We start from the raw sequence: 16,964 nt of genomic DNA, 5'->3' as shown, positions 1-16,964 counted from the left end.
AATCTGAATGGCAATTGTAAAAATGCAGAAGCTTGGCATCTGCGCATTGAACCGCAACAGAAAGGCCATTCTTGAGACATTGCAGTCGATGGGGATCATGGAGATGCGTCTTGAGGATCTGGGCGAAACCTCCGATTTGTCGGAGAAAGACACACAGGCAGCCAGATCCAAATATGAGAAGCGCGCTGCCTGCTTTGAGGATGCACTCACCCTCCTGAAACAGTACCCCGGAGGAAAGACCGGCGGACTTTTTTCAGGAAAGGAGTCTTTGGAACGATCCGTCTACCAGGAAGCCATCCGGAACCGTCATCAATTCAATGTCGAGGTCGCAGACCTTCTGTCAGCGGAGAGAAAAATCCAGGAATGCGGCGTTGTCATACAGAAGGACGAAAATCTGAAAGAAAGCCTTACCCCGTGGAGGAATCTCGACATACCGATGAGCATGACCGGAACCAGGAAAACATCCGTTCTGATCGGGACGCTTCCGGGAATCTGGAGCACGGAAAAGGTTCTCGCGACCGCTTCCGGCAGCCTTTCGGAACCAGCCGCGGTCTTCTGTGAGATTTTGTCCTCCGAAAATGGAATGACCTGCATCTGGGTGCTTTGTCTGGCCGATGAGGAGCGCTCTGTGGAGGAAAGCCTCCGGTCAGCAGGTTTTGTCCGTCCGTCGCTTCCGGTGACCGGAATCCCGGCAGAGGTGATTGCCGGATGCGAGAACGAAATTCGTGAGCAGAAGCAGCAGATTGAAAATCTGAAGGATCGGATCGCTTCCTATGCTGGTGAGAGGGAAAACTTCCGGATCATGGCGGATTATTACCGCACCCGCGCGGAGAAGTACCGGCTTCTCGGTCAGATTCCCATGAGCAGAAACGTGTTCTTTCTGGAAGGATGGGTTCCTGCTGCCCAGGCTGAACGTATCGGGCAGTTTCTGTCCGGGAAGTATGGCGCCTTTGTGGAGACCGAAGAGAAGCGGGAGGACGAAATCGAGCCGACACTTCTGAAAAATAACCGTTTTGCCGAATCGGCAGAGGGAGTTCTGGAATCTTACGGCCTGCCGCAGCATGGCAAGGTGGATCCGACGGCAGTCATGTCCGTGTTTTATGTGTTTTTCTTCGGGATGATGCTCTCAGACGCCGGGTACGGGATCGTCATGGCACTCATCTGCAGTATCCTTCTTTTGAAACACAGAAATCTGGACCACGGGCTAAAGCGCTTTCTGAAGCTTTTTTTCTTCTGCGGAATATCCACAGCCTTCTGGGGGTTCATGTACGGCGGATTCTTTGGGGACGTGATTGATGTCGTTGCTCATACATGGATGGGAGTTCCGGCGGATACCGTTGTTCTTAAGCCTCTGTGGTTTGCCCCGCTCAACAATCCGATGCGGCTTCTGATCTGGTGCCTTTTCTTCGGTATCATACACCTGTACACCGGTCTCGGCATCAAGGGTTTTGAGATGCTGAGGGATCGCGACATCACTGGTTTTTTCTCTGATGTGGTGTCCTGGTACCTGTTTCTGACGGGATTGATCCTGATGCTCCTGCCGACAGATCTGTTCCATTCCATCTCGGGAATGACCTTTGTGTTTTCTGACGGAGTGTCCGTTTCGGCAAGGGTTTGTGCGGCAGCGGGTGCTCTGATGATCCTTCTGATGTCGGGACGTTCCAGAAAGAACTGGGCGATCCGTATCGCGCTCGGCGCCTATGATCTCTACGGAGTAACCGGCTGGCTGTCCGATGTTCTGTCTTATTCCAGGCTGCTGGCTCTCGGGCTGGCGACAGGCGTCATCGCGAATGTTATCAATATGATGGGCTCCATGTTCGGTTCAGGGCCCGCGAAAGTAATCATTTTCATCGTGGTATTTCTGCTGGGGCATACCCTGAATATCGCGATCAACGCACTTGGGGCATATGTTCATACAAACCGGCTTCAGTATGTAGAATTCTTCGGCAAGTTCTATGAGGCAGGGGGCAGACCCTTCGCTCCTTTCCAGACAATGACGAAATACATCCAGATCAAGGAGGAAAAGTAACTATGAATATGGGAATGGTTTTTGCACTCATGGGCGCTGCACTGGCGACAGCACTGCCGGGCATCGGATCTGCCTGGGGAGTCGGAATTGCCGGTCAGGCTGCCGCGGGAGTTGTGTCGGAGGATCCGGAGCAGTTCGCGAAGGTTCTTCTGCTTCAGCTTCTCCCGGGCACACAGGGTATCTACGGACTGCTGGTAGCCTTTATCACACTCTCCAGCATCGGAATTCTCGGTGGAAACCCTGTAACAGATACCGCGACCGGCATGCTTTATCTGTTCGCCTGCCTGCCGATTGCCCTCGTAGGGTTGATCTCCGCCTATCATCAGGGAAGAACCTCTGTGGCCTCAATCGGACTTATCGCCAAGAAGCCTGATCAGTTCGGAAAAGCCATGCTGTTCCCCGCGATGGTTGAGACTTACGCTATCCTGGCGCTTCTGATTTCCATCCTTTCAGTGAGCGGAATCTGATGAACATCCGCGTCTGCCAAAAATACGTCAGCGGATAGACAGCAAAACCGCCGTACACATGTGGACAGGCAGGAACCCCCGAACAGATCCGCTGCCCACAGCCGGAAACATGTTGGCGGATAAACAGAAAACAGGAATGACAGGGAGACAGATATGGAAGGATTAGAAAAGATTACCGGGAGTATCCTTCAGGAGGCCGGGGAGAAGGCTTCCGCCATTCTCCGAAAGGCACAGGACGACGCGGAAGAAATATTGAAGAGGGCAGAGAATGAACGCACAGACCTGCTTGTCCGGACCAGACAGAAGGCAGAACGCGACGCGGAGACCTATGCGGCATCGATTGCCTCCCGGGCTGCGCGAGAAACGCGGGAGGCACTTCTCTCGGAAAAGCAGGCAATCATCCATAAGACCATACAGAAAGCCTGCCATGAACTGGCAGACAGAGACGACAGCCAGTATTTCAGGATGATTGAGGACCTTGTACGCAGATATATCCGGGCGGAAAACGGAGAGATCCTGTTTGGACAGAGAGATCTGCACAGACTTCCCTCCGGCTTTGAAGACCGGCTTGACCGGATCGCAGGGGACGCCGGTGGATCGCTTCAGATTTCCAGGAATCCGGCGGATATCGAAAACGGATTTCTGCTTCGATACGGAGGAATTGACGAGAACTGTACTCTGAAAGCGCTCTTTGAGGAGAAGATGGATCTGCTTCAGGATGCGGTTCATGAGATGCTGTTCCGACAGGAGAAACGATATGAGTGACCTGGACTACATATACGCGGTTGCCAGAATCCGGGTGAAAGAGAAGCTTCTGCTCTCGGACGAGGATATCCGGAGAATGTCCGAAATGAAGGACTGCAGGGAGATCCTGCAGTTCCTGTCTGACCGGGGATGGGGTGACGGTTCACCCCCAGAGGATGACGGTGTACAGATACTGGAAGCAGAAGAGAAGAAAACTGCGGATCTGATGAAGGAGCTCAAGGCGGATCCCGGTATTTTCCGGGTGCTTTCCTACCCACGGCTGTATCACAATCTGAAGGCCGGAATCCGGGAGCTCTGCACAACGGATCACCCGGATCATCTGTATTATGACATCGAGGGTTTTGGAAAAGAGGAAATCCGCAGAATTCTCAGAGAAAAAGATTACGGTGCGCTCCCGGAGCATATGCGAAAGCCGGCACAGCGGGCGCTGGAGACGATGATCCGCACCCAGAATGGTCAGAAATGCGATCTGATCATCGATCGGGGATGTCTGGATGCCTGCGGGAGAGCCGGACGCCGGTCCAAAAACCGGCTTCTGAAGGATTACGAAGAATCTTCAGTAGCTGTCACAGACATCAAAATAGCTGTGCGCGCACAGAGAACCGGTAAGGATCTGGAATTTCTGAAGGAGGCGCTCTCCCCGTGCAGCACTCTGAATATCGATATTCTGGCAGCAGCGGCTGTCTCGGGAGAAGCTTCCCTCAACGATTATCTCAACAGTCATGGATTCGCGGAAGCTTGTGAGGCGCTGAAGGATTCCCCTTCCGCCTTTGAATGCTGGTGCGACAACCGTATTATTGAAGCTATTCTTCCACAAAAGAGAAACAGTGTGTCAGCCGGACCTCTGATCGCCTATTATCTGGCCAGAGAAAATGAAATACGAATGGTGCGGATTCTTCTGACGGCGAAGGCCAATGGCTTTTCCGTAGAGAATATACGTAAACGGATAAGGAAGATGTATGGTTAAAGTAGCAGTCATGGGCGATTATGACAGCATCTACGGCTTTGCGGCCATCGGGCTGTCCACATTTCCGATTCGGAACAACAATGCCGCAGAAGGGTCAAAAATTCTGAAAAATCTCGCGGAGAATGGTTTCGGCGTCATTTATATCACAGAAGAGCTGGCCGGCGTCCTCGCCGGCGAAATCAGCAGATACCGGGACAGACTGTTCCCCGCAATCATCCTGATACCGGGGATCCGGGGAAATACCGGCGAAGGCGTATCCTCAGTGAAGAAATCCGTGGAACAGGCGGTTGGAAGCGACATATTGTTTTCCGGCTGAAGTCTTTACCCGGTATGATGATTCAGCGGACCGCATGCCCATGGTCCGCGCACGTCCCGCAGGACCGATGAAACAGGAAACAGAAGGAGAGCATATCGAATGAGCACAGGTACAATCAGAAAAGTTGCCGGCCCTCTTGTGATCGCCGAAGGCATGCGTGATGCGAATATGTATGATGTCGTGCGTGTAAGCAGAGAAAGACTGATCGGTGAAATTATCGAGATGCACGGCGACAGGGCTTCCATACAGGTTTATGAGGAGACACAGGGCCTTGGTCCGGGCGAACCGGTGGAATCTACCGGAGAGCCGCTGTCTGTGGAACTGGGTCCCGGACTGATCGGTTCCATCTACGACGGAATTCAGCGCCCCCTGAACAAGATCATGGAGATCACCGGGAGCAATCTGCTTTCCAGAGGAGTAGAAGTCCCCGCGCTCGATCATGAAAGGACATGGGAATTTGCCGCATCCGTCAGGGCGGGGGACGAGGTTTCCGCAGGCGACATCATCGGCACCGTTCAGGAAACCACGGTCGTCACGCACCGGATCATGGTTCCCAATGGAATCAGCGGCAGAATACGGGATATCCGGTCCGGATCCTTCCGCATCGACGACGCGGTCGCCACAGTAGAGACAGTCTCCGGCGATGTAAACCTCACACTGATGCAGAAATGGCCGGTGCGAAGAGAACGCCCCTATGCCAGGAAACTGCCGCCGGAGATGCCGCTGATTACGGGTCAGCGCGTCATCGATGCTTTCTTTCCAATCGCGAAGGGCGGAGTCGCTGCAGTTCCGGGTCCTTTCGGCTCCGGCAAAACAGTAATTCAGCATCAGCTGGCCAAATGGGCTGACGCGGATATCGTTGTCTATATCGGCTGCGGCGAGCGCGGAAATGAAATGACCGATGTTCTGAATGAATTTCCGGAGCTTACAGACCCCCGGACGGGCAAATCCCTGATGCAGCGCACGATACTTATCGCAAATACATCGGATATGCCGGTGGCGGCGCGTGAGGCGTCGATCTATACCGGTATTACCATCGCTGAATACTTCCGGGACATGGGATATTCCGTTGCCCTGATGGCGGATTCCACATCCAGATGGGCAGAGGCGCTCCGTGAAATGTCCGGCCGACTCGAGGAAATGCCCGGTGAGGAGGGCTACCCCGCTTACCTCGGTTCTCGTCTGGCACAGTTCTATGAGCGCGCGGGCCATGTCATCGCACTCGGAAAGGACGGAAGAGAGGGCGCGCTTTCCGCAATCGGCGCCGTTTCTCCGCCAGGCGGCGATATTTCCGAGCCGGTGTCACAGGCCACGCTGCGGATTGTCAAGGTGTTCTGGGCACTGGACGCGGATCTCGCATACCAGCGCCATTTTCCGGCCATCAACTGGCTGACGAGTTACAGTCTCTACCTCGAAACCATGGGAAAATGGTTCGATCGCAAGGTAGAACCGGACTGGATGGATATCCGGCAGAACCTGATGAGCCTGCTTCAGGATGAGGCATCTCTGAATGAGATTGTAAAAATGGTGGGCATGGATGCGCTCTCTCCGGAAGACCGCCTGAAAATGGAGGCGGCCAGATCTATCCGTGAGGACTTCCTGCATCAGAATTCCTTTGATGAGACAGATACTTATACCTCTCTGAAAAAACAGTACTACATGATGAAACTGGTATATGCCTACTATGCCTACAGCGTCAGAGCCCTGAAGGAGGGCGCGGATATCAATGACCTTGTCCGTATGCCTGTCCGGGAACAGATCGGCCGTTACAAATACATCGACGAGAAGGCCATCGGCCGCGCGTACGAAGACACACTTGCGGAACTTGCTTCCGAAACCGCGGAAGCGGCAGCAAAGGAGGAGTGATCGGAATGGCAGTAGAATATCGCACAATTCAGGAAGTTGCCGGTCCTCTGATGCTGGTAAAGGGTGTCGAAGGCGTAAAATACAACGAAATGGGCGAAATCATCCTTGCGGACGGAGAAACGCGGAGATGCCGTGTTCTGGAGGTGGACGGCCCGAATGTACTGGTACAGCTCTTTGAGAATTCAACCGGAATCAATCTCTCGAACAGCAAGGTGCGATTCCTCGGAAGATCAATGGAACTCGGTGTCTCTGAAGATATGCTGGGAAGAGTATTTGACGGGATGGGCCGCACCATCGATGACGGTCCTGAGATTCTGCCCGACAGGCGGATGGATATCAACGGGCTTCCCATGAATCCGGCAGCCCGTGCCTATCCGTCAGAATTCATACAGACCGGCGTATCTGCCATCGACGGGCTGAACACGCTGGTCAGGGGACAGAAGCTCCCTATTTTTTCCGCCTCAGGTCTTCCGCATTCGCAGCTTGCCGCACAGATTGCCAGACAGGCAAAGGTCCGCGGAACCGGCGAGCCATTCGCCGTTGTTTTCGCCGCAATGGGAATCACCTTCGAGGAGGCGCATTTTTTCGAGGAATCCTTCCGGGAAACCGGCGCCATTGACCGGACCGTCCTTTTCATCAACCTTGCGAACGATCCTGCAGTAGAGCGGATTTCCACACCACGAATGGCTCTGACTGCTGCGGAATACCTTGCCTTTGAAAAAGACATGCATGTCCTCGTGATCATGACCGATATCACAAACTACGCGGATGCACTGCGTGAGGTATCTGCGGCAAGAAAGGAGGTCCCGGGACGCCGCGGGTATCCCGGTTATATGTACACCGACCTCGCCCAACTTTACGAGCGCGCCGGACGCCAGAGAGGGAAGAGCGGATCCATCACCCTGATTCCGATCCTGACAATGCCCGAGGATGACAAGACACATCCCATCCCCGACCTTACGGGATATATCACAGAGGGGCAGATCATCCTGTCCAGGGAGCTGTACCGGAAAGGCATCAAACCTCCCGTTGACGTTCTACCGTCCCTGTCCCGTCTGAAGGACAAGGGAATCGGAGAGGGAAAGACCCGAGGGGATCACGCTGCCACCATGAACCAGCTGTTCGCCGCTTATGCGCGCGGTAAGGACGCCAAAGAGCTGATGACCATTCTCGGAGCCGCAGCGCTCACGGATATTGATCTGCTCTACGCACAATTTGCGGATGCGTTTGAAAAGCAATATGTATCCCAGGGATACACCACAAACCGCAGCATCGAGGAAACACTTGAAATTGGCTGGAAGCTGCTTCGCCTGCTCCCGAGATCCGAGCTGAAGCGGATTCCCGATGCTGTGCTTGACGAATATTACAAGGGTGAAACGGGTTCTGAAAACCTTGCCTGACGAAAACTGCCCGGCTGCAGGGAATCCGTGCGCGAAGCCTGACGGGTACCCGCAGCTTGCAGGCAGCGGTTTCTGCCCCGCCGCTGTCCGGATAGAAACGGTTGTCTGGAGCGTCGAATCGATCGTTGTCAGAAACAGTTTCTGGCCCGCCGCCGTTCGAATATTAATCTGAGAGGAGGATGCGGATTGTCCGGAGCACATGTAAATCCAACAAGAATGGAGCTGACCCGCCTGAAGAAGAAGCTGGTGACTGCAACGAAGGGACACCGTCTCCTGAAGGATAAACGGGATGAACTGATGCGTCAGTTTCTTGACCTGGTCCGCGAGGATATGGATCTTCGCATAAAGGTGGAAAAAGGCATCCGAAACGCAAATGCCGAATTTGTTCTGGCGAAGGCCGGTATGTCCGAACAGACACTCCGTACAGCCATGCTGGTTCCGCGTCAGGAGGTTTTTCTCGAAGAAACCACCAGAAATGTCATGAGTGTGAACCTTCCGGTTTTCAGTGCCCGTACACGCACCGCCGATCAGAACGACATCTTCTCCTACGGATTTGCTTATACCTCCAGTGACCTGGATGGAGCCGTGCAGTCGCTATCTGATATACTGCCGGACATGCTGCGCCTTGCGGAGGTTGAAAAATCCTGTCAGCTGATGGCATCGGAGATCGAAAAGACACGGCGGAGAGTGAACGCTCTGGAGCATGTGATTATCCCGGAAACCAGAGAGGGGATCCGGTACATTACGATGAAACTCGACGAGAACGAGAGGAGCACGCAGGTCCGCCTGATGAAGGTTAAGGATATAATGCTTGAGGAAGCACATCATTACGAGAAATAAGAAAGCAAAAGATTTTGACGATATTTCAGACAGGCCGCCCGGCGACAAGGGAGCCTGTCTTTTTTACGCGAACAGTGAGCCGCAGCCGAATGCGAAGTATTCGTGTGCGGCGAGCGTCGCAATAGCGAGATAAAACTCGCGCAGCGTGTTTTATCTCGTTTGATCCCGGAAAATTTTAATATAACAGGCTTCCGCTATGCATTTTTTTTGAAACATATATCGATTTAGCAGGAAATTGAATGTCACTTTTCGAAACGGTGTATTATAATATCTATGTTATTTGTAAGCAAAGGAAGGAGGATGGGTAGATGGGATTATTTACCTTTAAGGGTGGCGTTCATCCGTATGAAGGCAAGGAATTGTCAGCGGAGAAACCGGTTGAAGCCATAAAACCCGGAAAAGAATTAGTCTATCTGCTGTCACAGCACATTGGTGCTCCGGCGAAACCGATCGTTGCAAAGGGAGACCGGGTTCTTGTCGGGCAGAAAATCGCCGAGGCGGGCGGCTTCGTCTCTGCGCCGATTCATGCATCCGTATCCGGTACGGTAAGCAGAATCGAAAAGAGGAAGAATGCCACCGGCGGTTATGTCGATGCTATCGTCATCGAAAATGATGATCTGTACGAAAGCGTCAGCTTTGAGGAGGCTGACCCGGAAGCTTTGTCCAGGGAAGAAATCCTGAACAGAATCCGGGAGGGAGGAGTCGTCGGGATGGGCGGCGCAGGCTTCCCGACAGCCGTTAAGCTCTCTCCGAAGGATCCGTCCGTCGTGGATCATATCCTCGTGAACGGTTCGGAATGTGAGCCTTACCTGACCTCGGATTACAGATGCATGCTCGAGTTCCCGGAGAAAATTGTCGGAGGCCTGGAGATCATTCTGAAGCTGTTCAAGCCGGAATGCAAGGGAGTCATCTGCATTGAGGACAACAAGCCGAAGGCAATAGAGGTCATGCGAAAGGCAGCAGCGGGCAAAAACCGGATCAGCGTTGCCGTCATGAAGACAAAATATCCGGAGGGAGCGGAGCGATGCCTGATCAACGCGATTACCGGCCGCTATGTCAATTCCAGAATGCTCCCGGCAGACGCCGGATGTGTCGTCGATAACATCGATACCGTCATTGCCGTGTATGAGGCGGTAAAATACGGAAGGCCTGTCATCGACCGCGTCTTCACCGTCTCTGGCGATGCGCCTGTGAATCCGAGGAATTTCCGCGTTCCTGTCGGCATGAATTACGCGGAAATCATTGAGGCGGAGGGCGGTTTCAAGTCCACGCCCGAAAAGGTAATTTCCGGCGGTCCCATGATGGGATTCGCTCTCTACGACCTGAACATCCCGGTTACGAAGACCTCAGGCGCGATTACCGCTTTCCTGCAGGATGAGGTTTCGCGTTCGACGCCTTCCGCCTGTATCAACTGCGGCCGCTGTGTAAAGGGCTGTCCCGCAAGACTGCTTCCCTGCAGGCTGGCAGACTTTGCGGAGCATAATGACGCAAAATCCTTTGAAGAATACTACGGACTGGAATGTGTGAACTGCGGTTCCTGCAGCTATTCCTGCCCGGCAAAGCGCCCGCTTGCCGCGGAGATCAATATGATGCGCCAGACGGTACTTGCCAATAAAAGGAAGAAAAAATGAGGGAGGTTCAGGAGAATGAATGAAAAATATCAGGTTTCTGTCTCACCTCATGTAAGAGACAGTATTTCTACACGGAAGATCATGCTTTTCGTGATCATTGCACTGCTCCCCGCCAGCATCGTGGGAGTCCTGAATTTCGGGCCGTATACCCTGTTGATTCTGTGCCTTTCCGTGGCGTCCTCGGTCGCTGCCGAGTACTGCTACGAACGGATCCTGAAGAAACCTGTCACCACCGGAGATCTCTCCGCAGTCGTCACCGGGCTTCTGATCGGTATGAATATGCCGCCGCAGATTCCGTGGTGGATCCCGGTCATCGGATCAGTATTCGCGATTATTGTTGTAAAGCAGGTTTTCGGAGGACTTGGACAGAACTTCATGAATCCCGCACTCGGAGCCAGATGCTTTCTTCTCATTTCCTTCTCCAGTGAAATGACGAACTATGCAGCCGGCCACGGAATCACCTCGCTGGTGACAAAGGTGGCTTCCACCACGGACGCGCTCTCCGGAGCAACCCCGCTTGCGTACCTCAAGACCGGCGCTCATTTTGATCTCAGCGCACTTTTCCTGGGAAATGTTCAGGGTGTTATCGGTGAGACCTCCGCAATTGCCCTTCTCGCCGGAGGAATTTTCCTTCTGGTGATGCAGATCATTGACTGGAAGATTCCGGTCATCTATCTGGGCAGCTTTGCGGTTCTGGTGCTGATTACAGCGGCAGCCAGAGGCTACAGCAATCCGCTTGAATTCACTGCGGAAGAGCTCTGCGCCGGAGGCATTATGCTTGGCGCATGGTTTATGGCGACGGATTATGTCACATCACCGATCACGCCGAAAGGCCAGGCAATTTACGCGGTGTTCCTTGGTGTCATGACCTGGCTCTATCGCATGATCGGCAACAGCTCCGAAGGTGTTTCCTACGCGATCATCCTCGCGAACTGCATTGTTCCGCTCATTGAGCGTTATACACGTCCGAGAGCCTTCGGCATCCAGAAAGACAAGAAACAGAAGGAGGCAGGAAAGGCATGAGCAAGAAACAGACATCTGTCGTTCATGACACAATCATCATTACTGTGATCACCGTGGCAGCAGGTCTTCTCCTCGGCGCTGTACACGGAGTGACTGCGGGACCGATTGCTGCCCAGGAGGCATCCGAGAAAGCCGCTTCCCAGAAAGAAGTTTTTGAAAACGCGGACAGCTTCAAGACCATATCGGATTTTGACCAGAGCGATTTCCAGTCATATCTCGACAAGGCCGGACTGGACAAGACCTCGGTCAGCGACATCAGCGAGGCCGATGATCAGAACGGAAACAAGCTCGGATATGTTGTAGACGCGACCAATAATGAGGGCTACGGCGGCGCGATTGAGCTGATGGTAGGCATCACAACAGATGAATCCGGAAGCCTTACCATAAACGGAATCTCCTTCCTCTCCATCTCAGAGACCGCCGGCATGGGCATGAAAGCGAAAAACGACGAGTTCAAAAATCAGTTCAACAATCTGAGCCTTGGCGACAACACGGAGATTGAATATACCAAGACCGGAAAAAGTGCGGACAACCAGATCGATGCGATCAGCGGCTGCACAGTAACGACAAACGCTGTAACCAAGGCCGTCAACGGTGCTCTGGCTGCAGTGGAATATCTGGAGGGAGGCAGTGCATCATGAAATTGAAGAAAAACTCTCCGGCAGAACGGCTCTGGAACGGACTGTTCGTCGAAAATCCGGTATTTGTTCTGGTTCTCGGAACCTGCCCGACCCTTGCGACGACGACTTCCGCAATGAACGCGATCGGCATGGGACTTTCTACCACCGTGATTCTGGCGCTGTCAAACCTGATTATTTCTGCGCTCCGCAAGATCATTCCCGAGCGGATGCGGATGCCGGCGTATATCGTCGTAATAGCTTCCTTTGTAACCATGGTCGACTTCCTGATGGAGGGGTTCACACCTGCGCTTTACGCATCACTGGGCATCTATATCCCTCTGATCGTCGTGAACTGCATTATCATGGGCCGTGCCGAAGCGTATGCCGGCAAGGAGCCAATGATCCCGTCCTTCTTCGACGGTCTCGGAATGGGAATCGGTTTCACCGTTGCAATTTTCTGTATTGCCTCGATCCGTGAGATCATCGGTGCCGGCACCTGGTTCGGCATGCAGGTTATGCCTTCCGGATACGTTCCGGTAAATATCTTCGTCCTCGCTCCCGGCGCATTTCTGGTTTACGCCTTCCTTGTCGCCGTGATGAACAAGCTGAAGATCGGCGCAGGCCGCCGTCCGAAAAAGGACTGGGATCCCACTGAGAAAATCTGCGGCGACTGTCTGAGCTGCATGAAGCTCGGAATCTGTGACGAAAAGCCCGAGTCCTGTTCCGAAACACCCGCACAGACCATCGCGCGCAGCAAAGGAACCGTCGCCGAAGCAATTGCGGCATCTGCCAGCGAAAAGTCTGCCGCACAGACGGCAGCTCCCTCATCTGAGAAAAAGGAGGCGACTAAGTCATGACATTACTTCTGCTGGCTGTAAATGCCTGCCTGATCAATAACGTCGTTCTCAGCCAGTTCCTCGGCATCTGTTCGTTCCTTGGCGTGTCCAAGAAGCCTGATACCGCGGCAGGCATGGGAATGGCGCTGACCTTCGTACTGACTCTTTCCAGTCTTGTCTGCGGAATCCTGTACCACTTTTTACTTGTTCCCTTCGGACTGGAATATCTGAAGACCATTGTATTTATCCTGATTGTTGCTGCCCTGGTTCAGTTCGTAGAGATGTTCCTGAAAAAATTCGCAAAGACACTCTATGACGCACTCGGAATTTATCTTCCGCTGATCACCACAAACTGTGCGGTACTGGGAGTCGCGCTGATCAATGTGCAGAAGGATTACAGCATCCTCACAGGTACCGTTTACGGCTTTGCCACAGCGATCGGCTACACGATTGCAATCATTATTCTCGCAAACATCCGTGATAAGATGGTAAACAACGATGTTCCCGGATCCTTCCGTGGATTCCCGATCGTAATGATCACTGCCGCTCTGATGTCGATCGCATTCTTCGGATTCTCAGCACTGAAGTAAAGCGTAAAGGAGGTTATGGTTATGAGCGTAAGTACTATACTGGCGGCAACGCTGATGGTCGGCGGCGTCGGTTTATTCGTCGGCATCTTCCTCAGCTTTGCCAGTAAGGTCTTTGCCGTTCCTGTTGATGAGAAGGAACAGGCAATCGCAGAGGTCCTGCCCGGGGCGAACTGCGGCGGCTGCGGATTTTCGGGTTGCGCCGCTCTGGCGGCTGCAATCGCGTCAGGAAACGCGCCTGTCAATTCCTGCGTGGTGGGACAGAAACCCGTTGCCGATAAGATCGCGGAGATCATGGGAACTTCTGCCGGAAGCGATGAGCGGAAGGTCGCCTTTGTCCGCTGTGTCGGGGACTGCGAGAGAACAACGGAGAACTATGTTTACACGGGGCCAAAGTCCTGTAATGTCGTAAAATTTGCTCCCACGGGAGGCCCGAAGTCCTGCCGGTTCGGCTGCACGGGGTTCGGCGAGTGCGTCCAGGCGTGTGAATTTGGCGCGCTCTCCATTCAGAGAGGAGTCGCCCATGTGGACGAGGAGCTCTGCAAGGACTGCAAAAAATGTATGGCTGCCTGCCCGAAGGGACTGATCATAGAGGTTCCGTATCATTACGTATCGCATATCGGATGCGTCAATCCGGAGAAGGGAAAGCCGGTCATGAACAACTGCAAGATCGGCTGTATCTCCTGCCAGAAATGTGTGAAGACATGCCCGCAGCAGGCAATCGAGATGGCAGGCGGATTCCCGGTCATCGATTACGGCAAATGCACAAACTGCGGAGAATGCAAGGCAAACTGCCCGCGCAAGTGCATTGTCTGATACGTCCGCTCCGGAATTTCGAACAGAACCATTGTGCTGTACCGTAAATTTCGGGCAGAATCGTTGCGGTTTTACCGTAAATTTCGCACAGAACCGTTGCAGCTGTAAATGTTTGTGATATTCAGATATCTTCCAGAGGCCGCCGCACATACGGCGGCCTCTTTTTACCCGAACAGTGAGACACATCGATCCCCCTGTTCCGGTGCAGACAAGAGGTTTGTTTATGAACAGAAAAAACTTCGGACGAAATGATTTCCTCCTGATTCTCTGCATTTTCGCCGCCGCGGTTCTGATGCTTGCCGCATATTCCCGGTATATGAGTCATGCGGATTCTCCCATGCTCGAGATCACTGTTGACAACAGAGTATTTGGCACTTACGATCTGAAGCATGACACGGTCATAAAAATTAATGACACAAATGTCTGCGAAATCAGAGATGGTGCCGTGCGAATGATCTCTGCCGACTGTCCGGATCAGATCTGCGTCCATTCCGTGCCGATCACCGCGAATGGAGGCAGCATTGTCTGCCTCCCGAACCGGGTGGTTCTCAAAATTATAAATGCCGATAGTTCCGGCTCTTCGCACGCTTCCCGAAGTACGGGCACCGAAGGCAAGAACATTTCCTCCGGGCAGGACACCGCCGGGATCCATTCCTCATCCGGTCAGGGAACGGATAAAAACAGCTCTGTATCCGGGCAAGAGACCGATCACTCCGATTCTTCCACAGAAGATACAGATTCTGAGCCGTCCTCTCCGGAAATTGATACACTGGCAGAATAACCACGTCGGGACAAGAAAGGCAGAACGCATCATGGATCAGAGAAACAAATCGAAAAGAGCAGCATACCTTGGCCTTTTGACCGCACTTGCCATTCTCTGCGGATACATCGAAAGCCTTATTCCCTTCAGCTTCGGAATACCCGGCATCAAGCTCGGGCTCTGCAACGTGGTCATCCTGATCGTGCTTCTGCTGTTCGGCTGGAGGGAAGCCGTGCTCGTATCCGCCGCCAGAGTCGTGGTGATCGGTTTTCTCTTCGGGAATCTGTTCAGTATCGCGTACAGCATGGGCGGCGCCATGCTCAGCATTCTCGTCATGGTTCTGCTCATCCGCACTGGAAAATTTCACGAAACCGGCATCAGCGCAGCCGGCGGAGCCGCGCACAACATCGGCCAGATTCTGGTCGCATATCTTGTCACCCCCGATCTTCCCCTTCTCTGGTATCTCCCGATCCTGATGATTGCCGGCCTCATTACCGGAATCCTGATAGGCATTGCGGTCTGGGCAGTTCTCCTGAGAGTTCCGTCTTTTCCAAAGCAAATCTGAGATTCTGCTGTTTTATTTTCCGGACTCGTTTAAAGACGCCGTGTGAAAGGCTTCCGGATGCGCAGATTTGCGCTTGATTATAAGAGAGTGTATAATAAAGCCCTGAACTTATGAAAAAGCAGCCCGCTGTTTGGGCGGGCCTTCGATGGAACATTTTTATCAGTTCCACGGATACCGGCAACTCGCTGTTCGCGCGGACTTCCGATACGGACAGAAGATGAAAGCAACGGAGAAACCGATTATGAGAATATTTCAGAGCATTCAGTCATATACCGCGCATGCGAAACGACGTCGGCGGCTATATCCCCGGATCGTCCCCTGTATCCTCTGCGCCGCGCTCGTTCTGGGCAGCTTATCCGCCGGATGCGGCATACCCTCCGGAGCTTCAGCGGCCCGGGGAACTTCCGCGGATGCGGAGATGTCTGAGGATGCCGGGACATACTTTGACACGGTAATCGATATCCGGGTATATGGGAAACAGGCTGAAAAGCTTCTGAAGGGCTGTTTTTCCATCTGTGATGACATGGAGAATACGCTTTCCGCACAGAAAGAAACCAGCGAGCTGTACAAGCTGAACCACCGCTCTGCCAGCACCGTTGAGGTCTCGGACGACCTTGCGGAATGCATACACAGAGGACTCCAGTACGGTGAGATGTCCGACGGCGCGTTTGACATCACGATCTATCCGGTAAAAGAGCTGTGGAATTTTGAAGGAGACACCGATGATCCGGAGATTCCGGACGACGCTGAAATCCAGAAGGCTCTTAAGCTTGTGGACTATCGAAAGGTTCACATCGATGGCAATACGGTAACCTTTGATTCTCCGGATACGCAGATCGACCTCGGCGGAATCGCCAAGGGGTACATCTCACTGAAATTAAAGAACTATCTGAAGAATAACGGCTGTACCTCCGCTCTGATCAATCTGGGCGGCAACGTGAGCGTCCTTGGCGAAAAGCCGGATGGCAGCCCGTTTGTCGTCGGAATCCAGAAGCCGTTTGCTGACCGGGGAAGTGTTCTGACCACCATTGACACCAGGGATGAGAGTGTGATATCTTCCGGCGTGTATGAGAGATATTTCCGGAAGAACGGCACGCTCTATCATCACATCCTGGATCCGAAGACCGGGTATCCGGCAGACACCGGTCTGAACCAGGCTACGATCATTGGAACCGACGATGTGCTCGGGGACGCGCTTTCCACCATCTGCATCCTGCTCGGACGGGACAGGGCGGAAGAACTGATCCGCAGAAACAGTCTGGATGTTACCGTACTGTTTACGGATACCGACAATCAGATGAGCTGGTATCCGGAGCCGCTCTCTGGCGCGTCCGGCTCTGTCTCATCCGTCTCATCATCCTGACAGACCGATGAATGAAAGGATATCCTCCGTCATCAGCGGACAGGCTGACGCTCCTGACGCACTCTTTTCCGGTGTCAGCATTTGACAGAAAAGACACTCACTTATTCGGCATT

Annotated in this window: 17 protein-coding genes; all 17 read left to right on the top strand. The window is 53.3% G+C overall.

Annotation, left to right across the window (positions count from 1 at the left end):
* Positions 1 to 7: 7 nt before the first annotated feature.
* Positions 8 to 2,029 (top strand): V-type ATP synthase subunit I, encoded by a 2,022-nt coding sequence (locus tag ACTNDI_RS02000; RefSeq protein ID WP_441099086.1) that lies wholly within the window; start codon positions 8 to 10, stop codon positions 2,027 to 2,029.
* Positions 2,030 to 2,031: 2 nt separating this feature from the next.
* Complete coding sequence (locus tag ACTNDI_RS01995; protein ID WP_441099085.1) at positions 2,032 to 2,496, top strand: V-type ATP synthase subunit K; 465 nt, start codon at positions 2,032 to 2,034, stop codon at positions 2,494 to 2,496.
* A 153-nt stretch (positions 2,497 to 2,649) separates the two neighbouring features.
* The gene (locus ACTNDI_RS01990; protein ID WP_441099084.1) at positions 2,650 to 3,261 is read left to right on the top strand and encodes a V-type ATP synthase subunit E; all 612 of its coding nucleotides are present in this window, start codon (positions 2,650 to 2,652) and stop codon (positions 3,259 to 3,261) included.
* Positions 3,254 to 4,228, top strand: coding sequence for a V-type ATPase subunit (locus ACTNDI_RS01985; RefSeq protein WP_441099083.1), 975 nt, complete (start codon positions 3,254 to 3,256; stop codon positions 4,226 to 4,228). The genes ACTNDI_RS01990 and ACTNDI_RS01985 overlap by 8 nt, the downstream gene beginning before the upstream one ends.
* On the top strand, positions 4,221 to 4,544 hold the full coding sequence (locus tag ACTNDI_RS01980; protein ID WP_441099082.1) for a V-type ATP synthase subunit F: 324 nt from the start codon (positions 4,221 to 4,223) through the stop codon (positions 4,542 to 4,544). Before ACTNDI_RS01985 ends, ACTNDI_RS01980 begins: the two co-directional genes overlap by 8 nt.
* Positions 4,545 to 4,643: 99 nt before the next feature.
* Positions 4,644 to 6,410, top strand: coding sequence for a V-type ATP synthase subunit A (locus ACTNDI_RS01975; RefSeq protein ID WP_441099081.1), 1,767 nt, complete (start codon positions 4,644 to 4,646; stop codon positions 6,408 to 6,410).
* A gap of 5 nt (positions 6,411 to 6,415) precedes the next feature.
* Complete coding sequence (locus ACTNDI_RS01970; RefSeq protein WP_441099080.1) at positions 6,416 to 7,810, top strand: V-type ATP synthase subunit B; 1,395 nt, start codon at positions 6,416 to 6,418, stop codon at positions 7,808 to 7,810.
* A 186-nt stretch (positions 7,811 to 7,996) separates the two neighbouring features.
* Positions 7,997 to 8,650, top strand: a complete 654-nt coding sequence (locus ACTNDI_RS01965; RefSeq protein WP_441099079.1) for a V-type ATP synthase subunit D — start codon at positions 7,997 to 7,999, stop codon at positions 8,648 to 8,650.
* 308 nt (positions 8,651 to 8,958) lie between these two features.
* On the top strand, positions 8,959 to 10,281 hold the full coding sequence (gene rsxC, locus ACTNDI_RS01960; protein ID WP_441099078.1) for an electron transport complex subunit RsxC: 1,323 nt from the start codon (positions 8,959 to 8,961) through the stop codon (positions 10,279 to 10,281).
* 15 nt (positions 10,282 to 10,296) lie between these two features.
* The gene (locus ACTNDI_RS01955; protein WP_441099077.1) at positions 10,297 to 11,304 is read left to right on the top strand and encodes an RnfABCDGE type electron transport complex subunit D; all 1,008 of its coding nucleotides are present in this window, start codon (positions 10,297 to 10,299) and stop codon (positions 11,302 to 11,304) included.
* Entirely contained in the window at positions 11,301 to 11,945 is a 645-nt protein-coding gene (locus tag ACTNDI_RS01950; protein ID WP_441099076.1) for an FMN-binding protein, read from the top strand. The genes ACTNDI_RS01955 and ACTNDI_RS01950 overlap by 4 nt, the downstream gene beginning before the upstream one ends.
* On the top strand, positions 11,942 to 12,781 hold the full coding sequence (rsxE, locus tag ACTNDI_RS01945) for an electron transport complex subunit RsxE (protein ID WP_441099075.1): 840 nt from the start codon (positions 11,942 to 11,944) through the stop codon (positions 12,779 to 12,781). The genes ACTNDI_RS01950 and rsxE overlap by 4 nt, the downstream gene beginning before the upstream one ends.
* A complete protein-coding gene (locus tag ACTNDI_RS01940) occupies positions 12,778 to 13,350 on the top strand; it encodes an electron transport complex protein RnfA (protein ID WP_441099074.1) in 573 nt (190 codons plus the stop codon). The genes rsxE and ACTNDI_RS01940 overlap by 4 nt, the downstream gene beginning before the upstream one ends.
* A 21-nt stretch (positions 13,351 to 13,371) precedes the next feature.
* Positions 13,372 to 14,163, top strand: a complete 792-nt coding sequence (locus tag ACTNDI_RS01935) for an RnfABCDGE type electron transport complex subunit B (protein ID WP_441099073.1) — start codon at positions 13,372 to 13,374, stop codon at positions 14,161 to 14,163.
* 223 nt (positions 14,164 to 14,386) lie between these two features.
* Positions 14,387 to 14,944, top strand: a complete 558-nt coding sequence (locus ACTNDI_RS01930; RefSeq protein ID WP_441099072.1) for a NusG domain II-containing protein — start codon at positions 14,387 to 14,389, stop codon at positions 14,942 to 14,944.
* Positions 14,945 to 14,975: 31 nt separating this feature from the next.
* Complete coding sequence (locus ACTNDI_RS01925) at positions 14,976 to 15,488, top strand: Gx transporter family protein (RefSeq protein WP_441099071.1); 513 nt, start codon at positions 14,976 to 14,978, stop codon at positions 15,486 to 15,488.
* Positions 15,489 to 15,633: 145 nt separating this feature from the next.
* Positions 15,634 to 16,851 (top strand): FAD:protein FMN transferase, encoded by a 1,218-nt coding sequence (locus tag ACTNDI_RS01920; protein WP_441099070.1) that lies wholly within the window; start codon positions 15,634 to 15,636, stop codon positions 16,849 to 16,851.
* The last annotated feature ends 113 nt before the right edge of the window (positions 16,852 to 16,964 follow it).

The organism is Bilifractor sp. HCP3S3_D3 (genome assembly GCF_052063915.1).
Lineage (GTDB): Bacteria > Bacillota > Clostridia > Lachnospirales > Lachnospiraceae > Bilifractor.
This window is presented reverse-complemented; position numbering and strand designations above follow the sequence as displayed.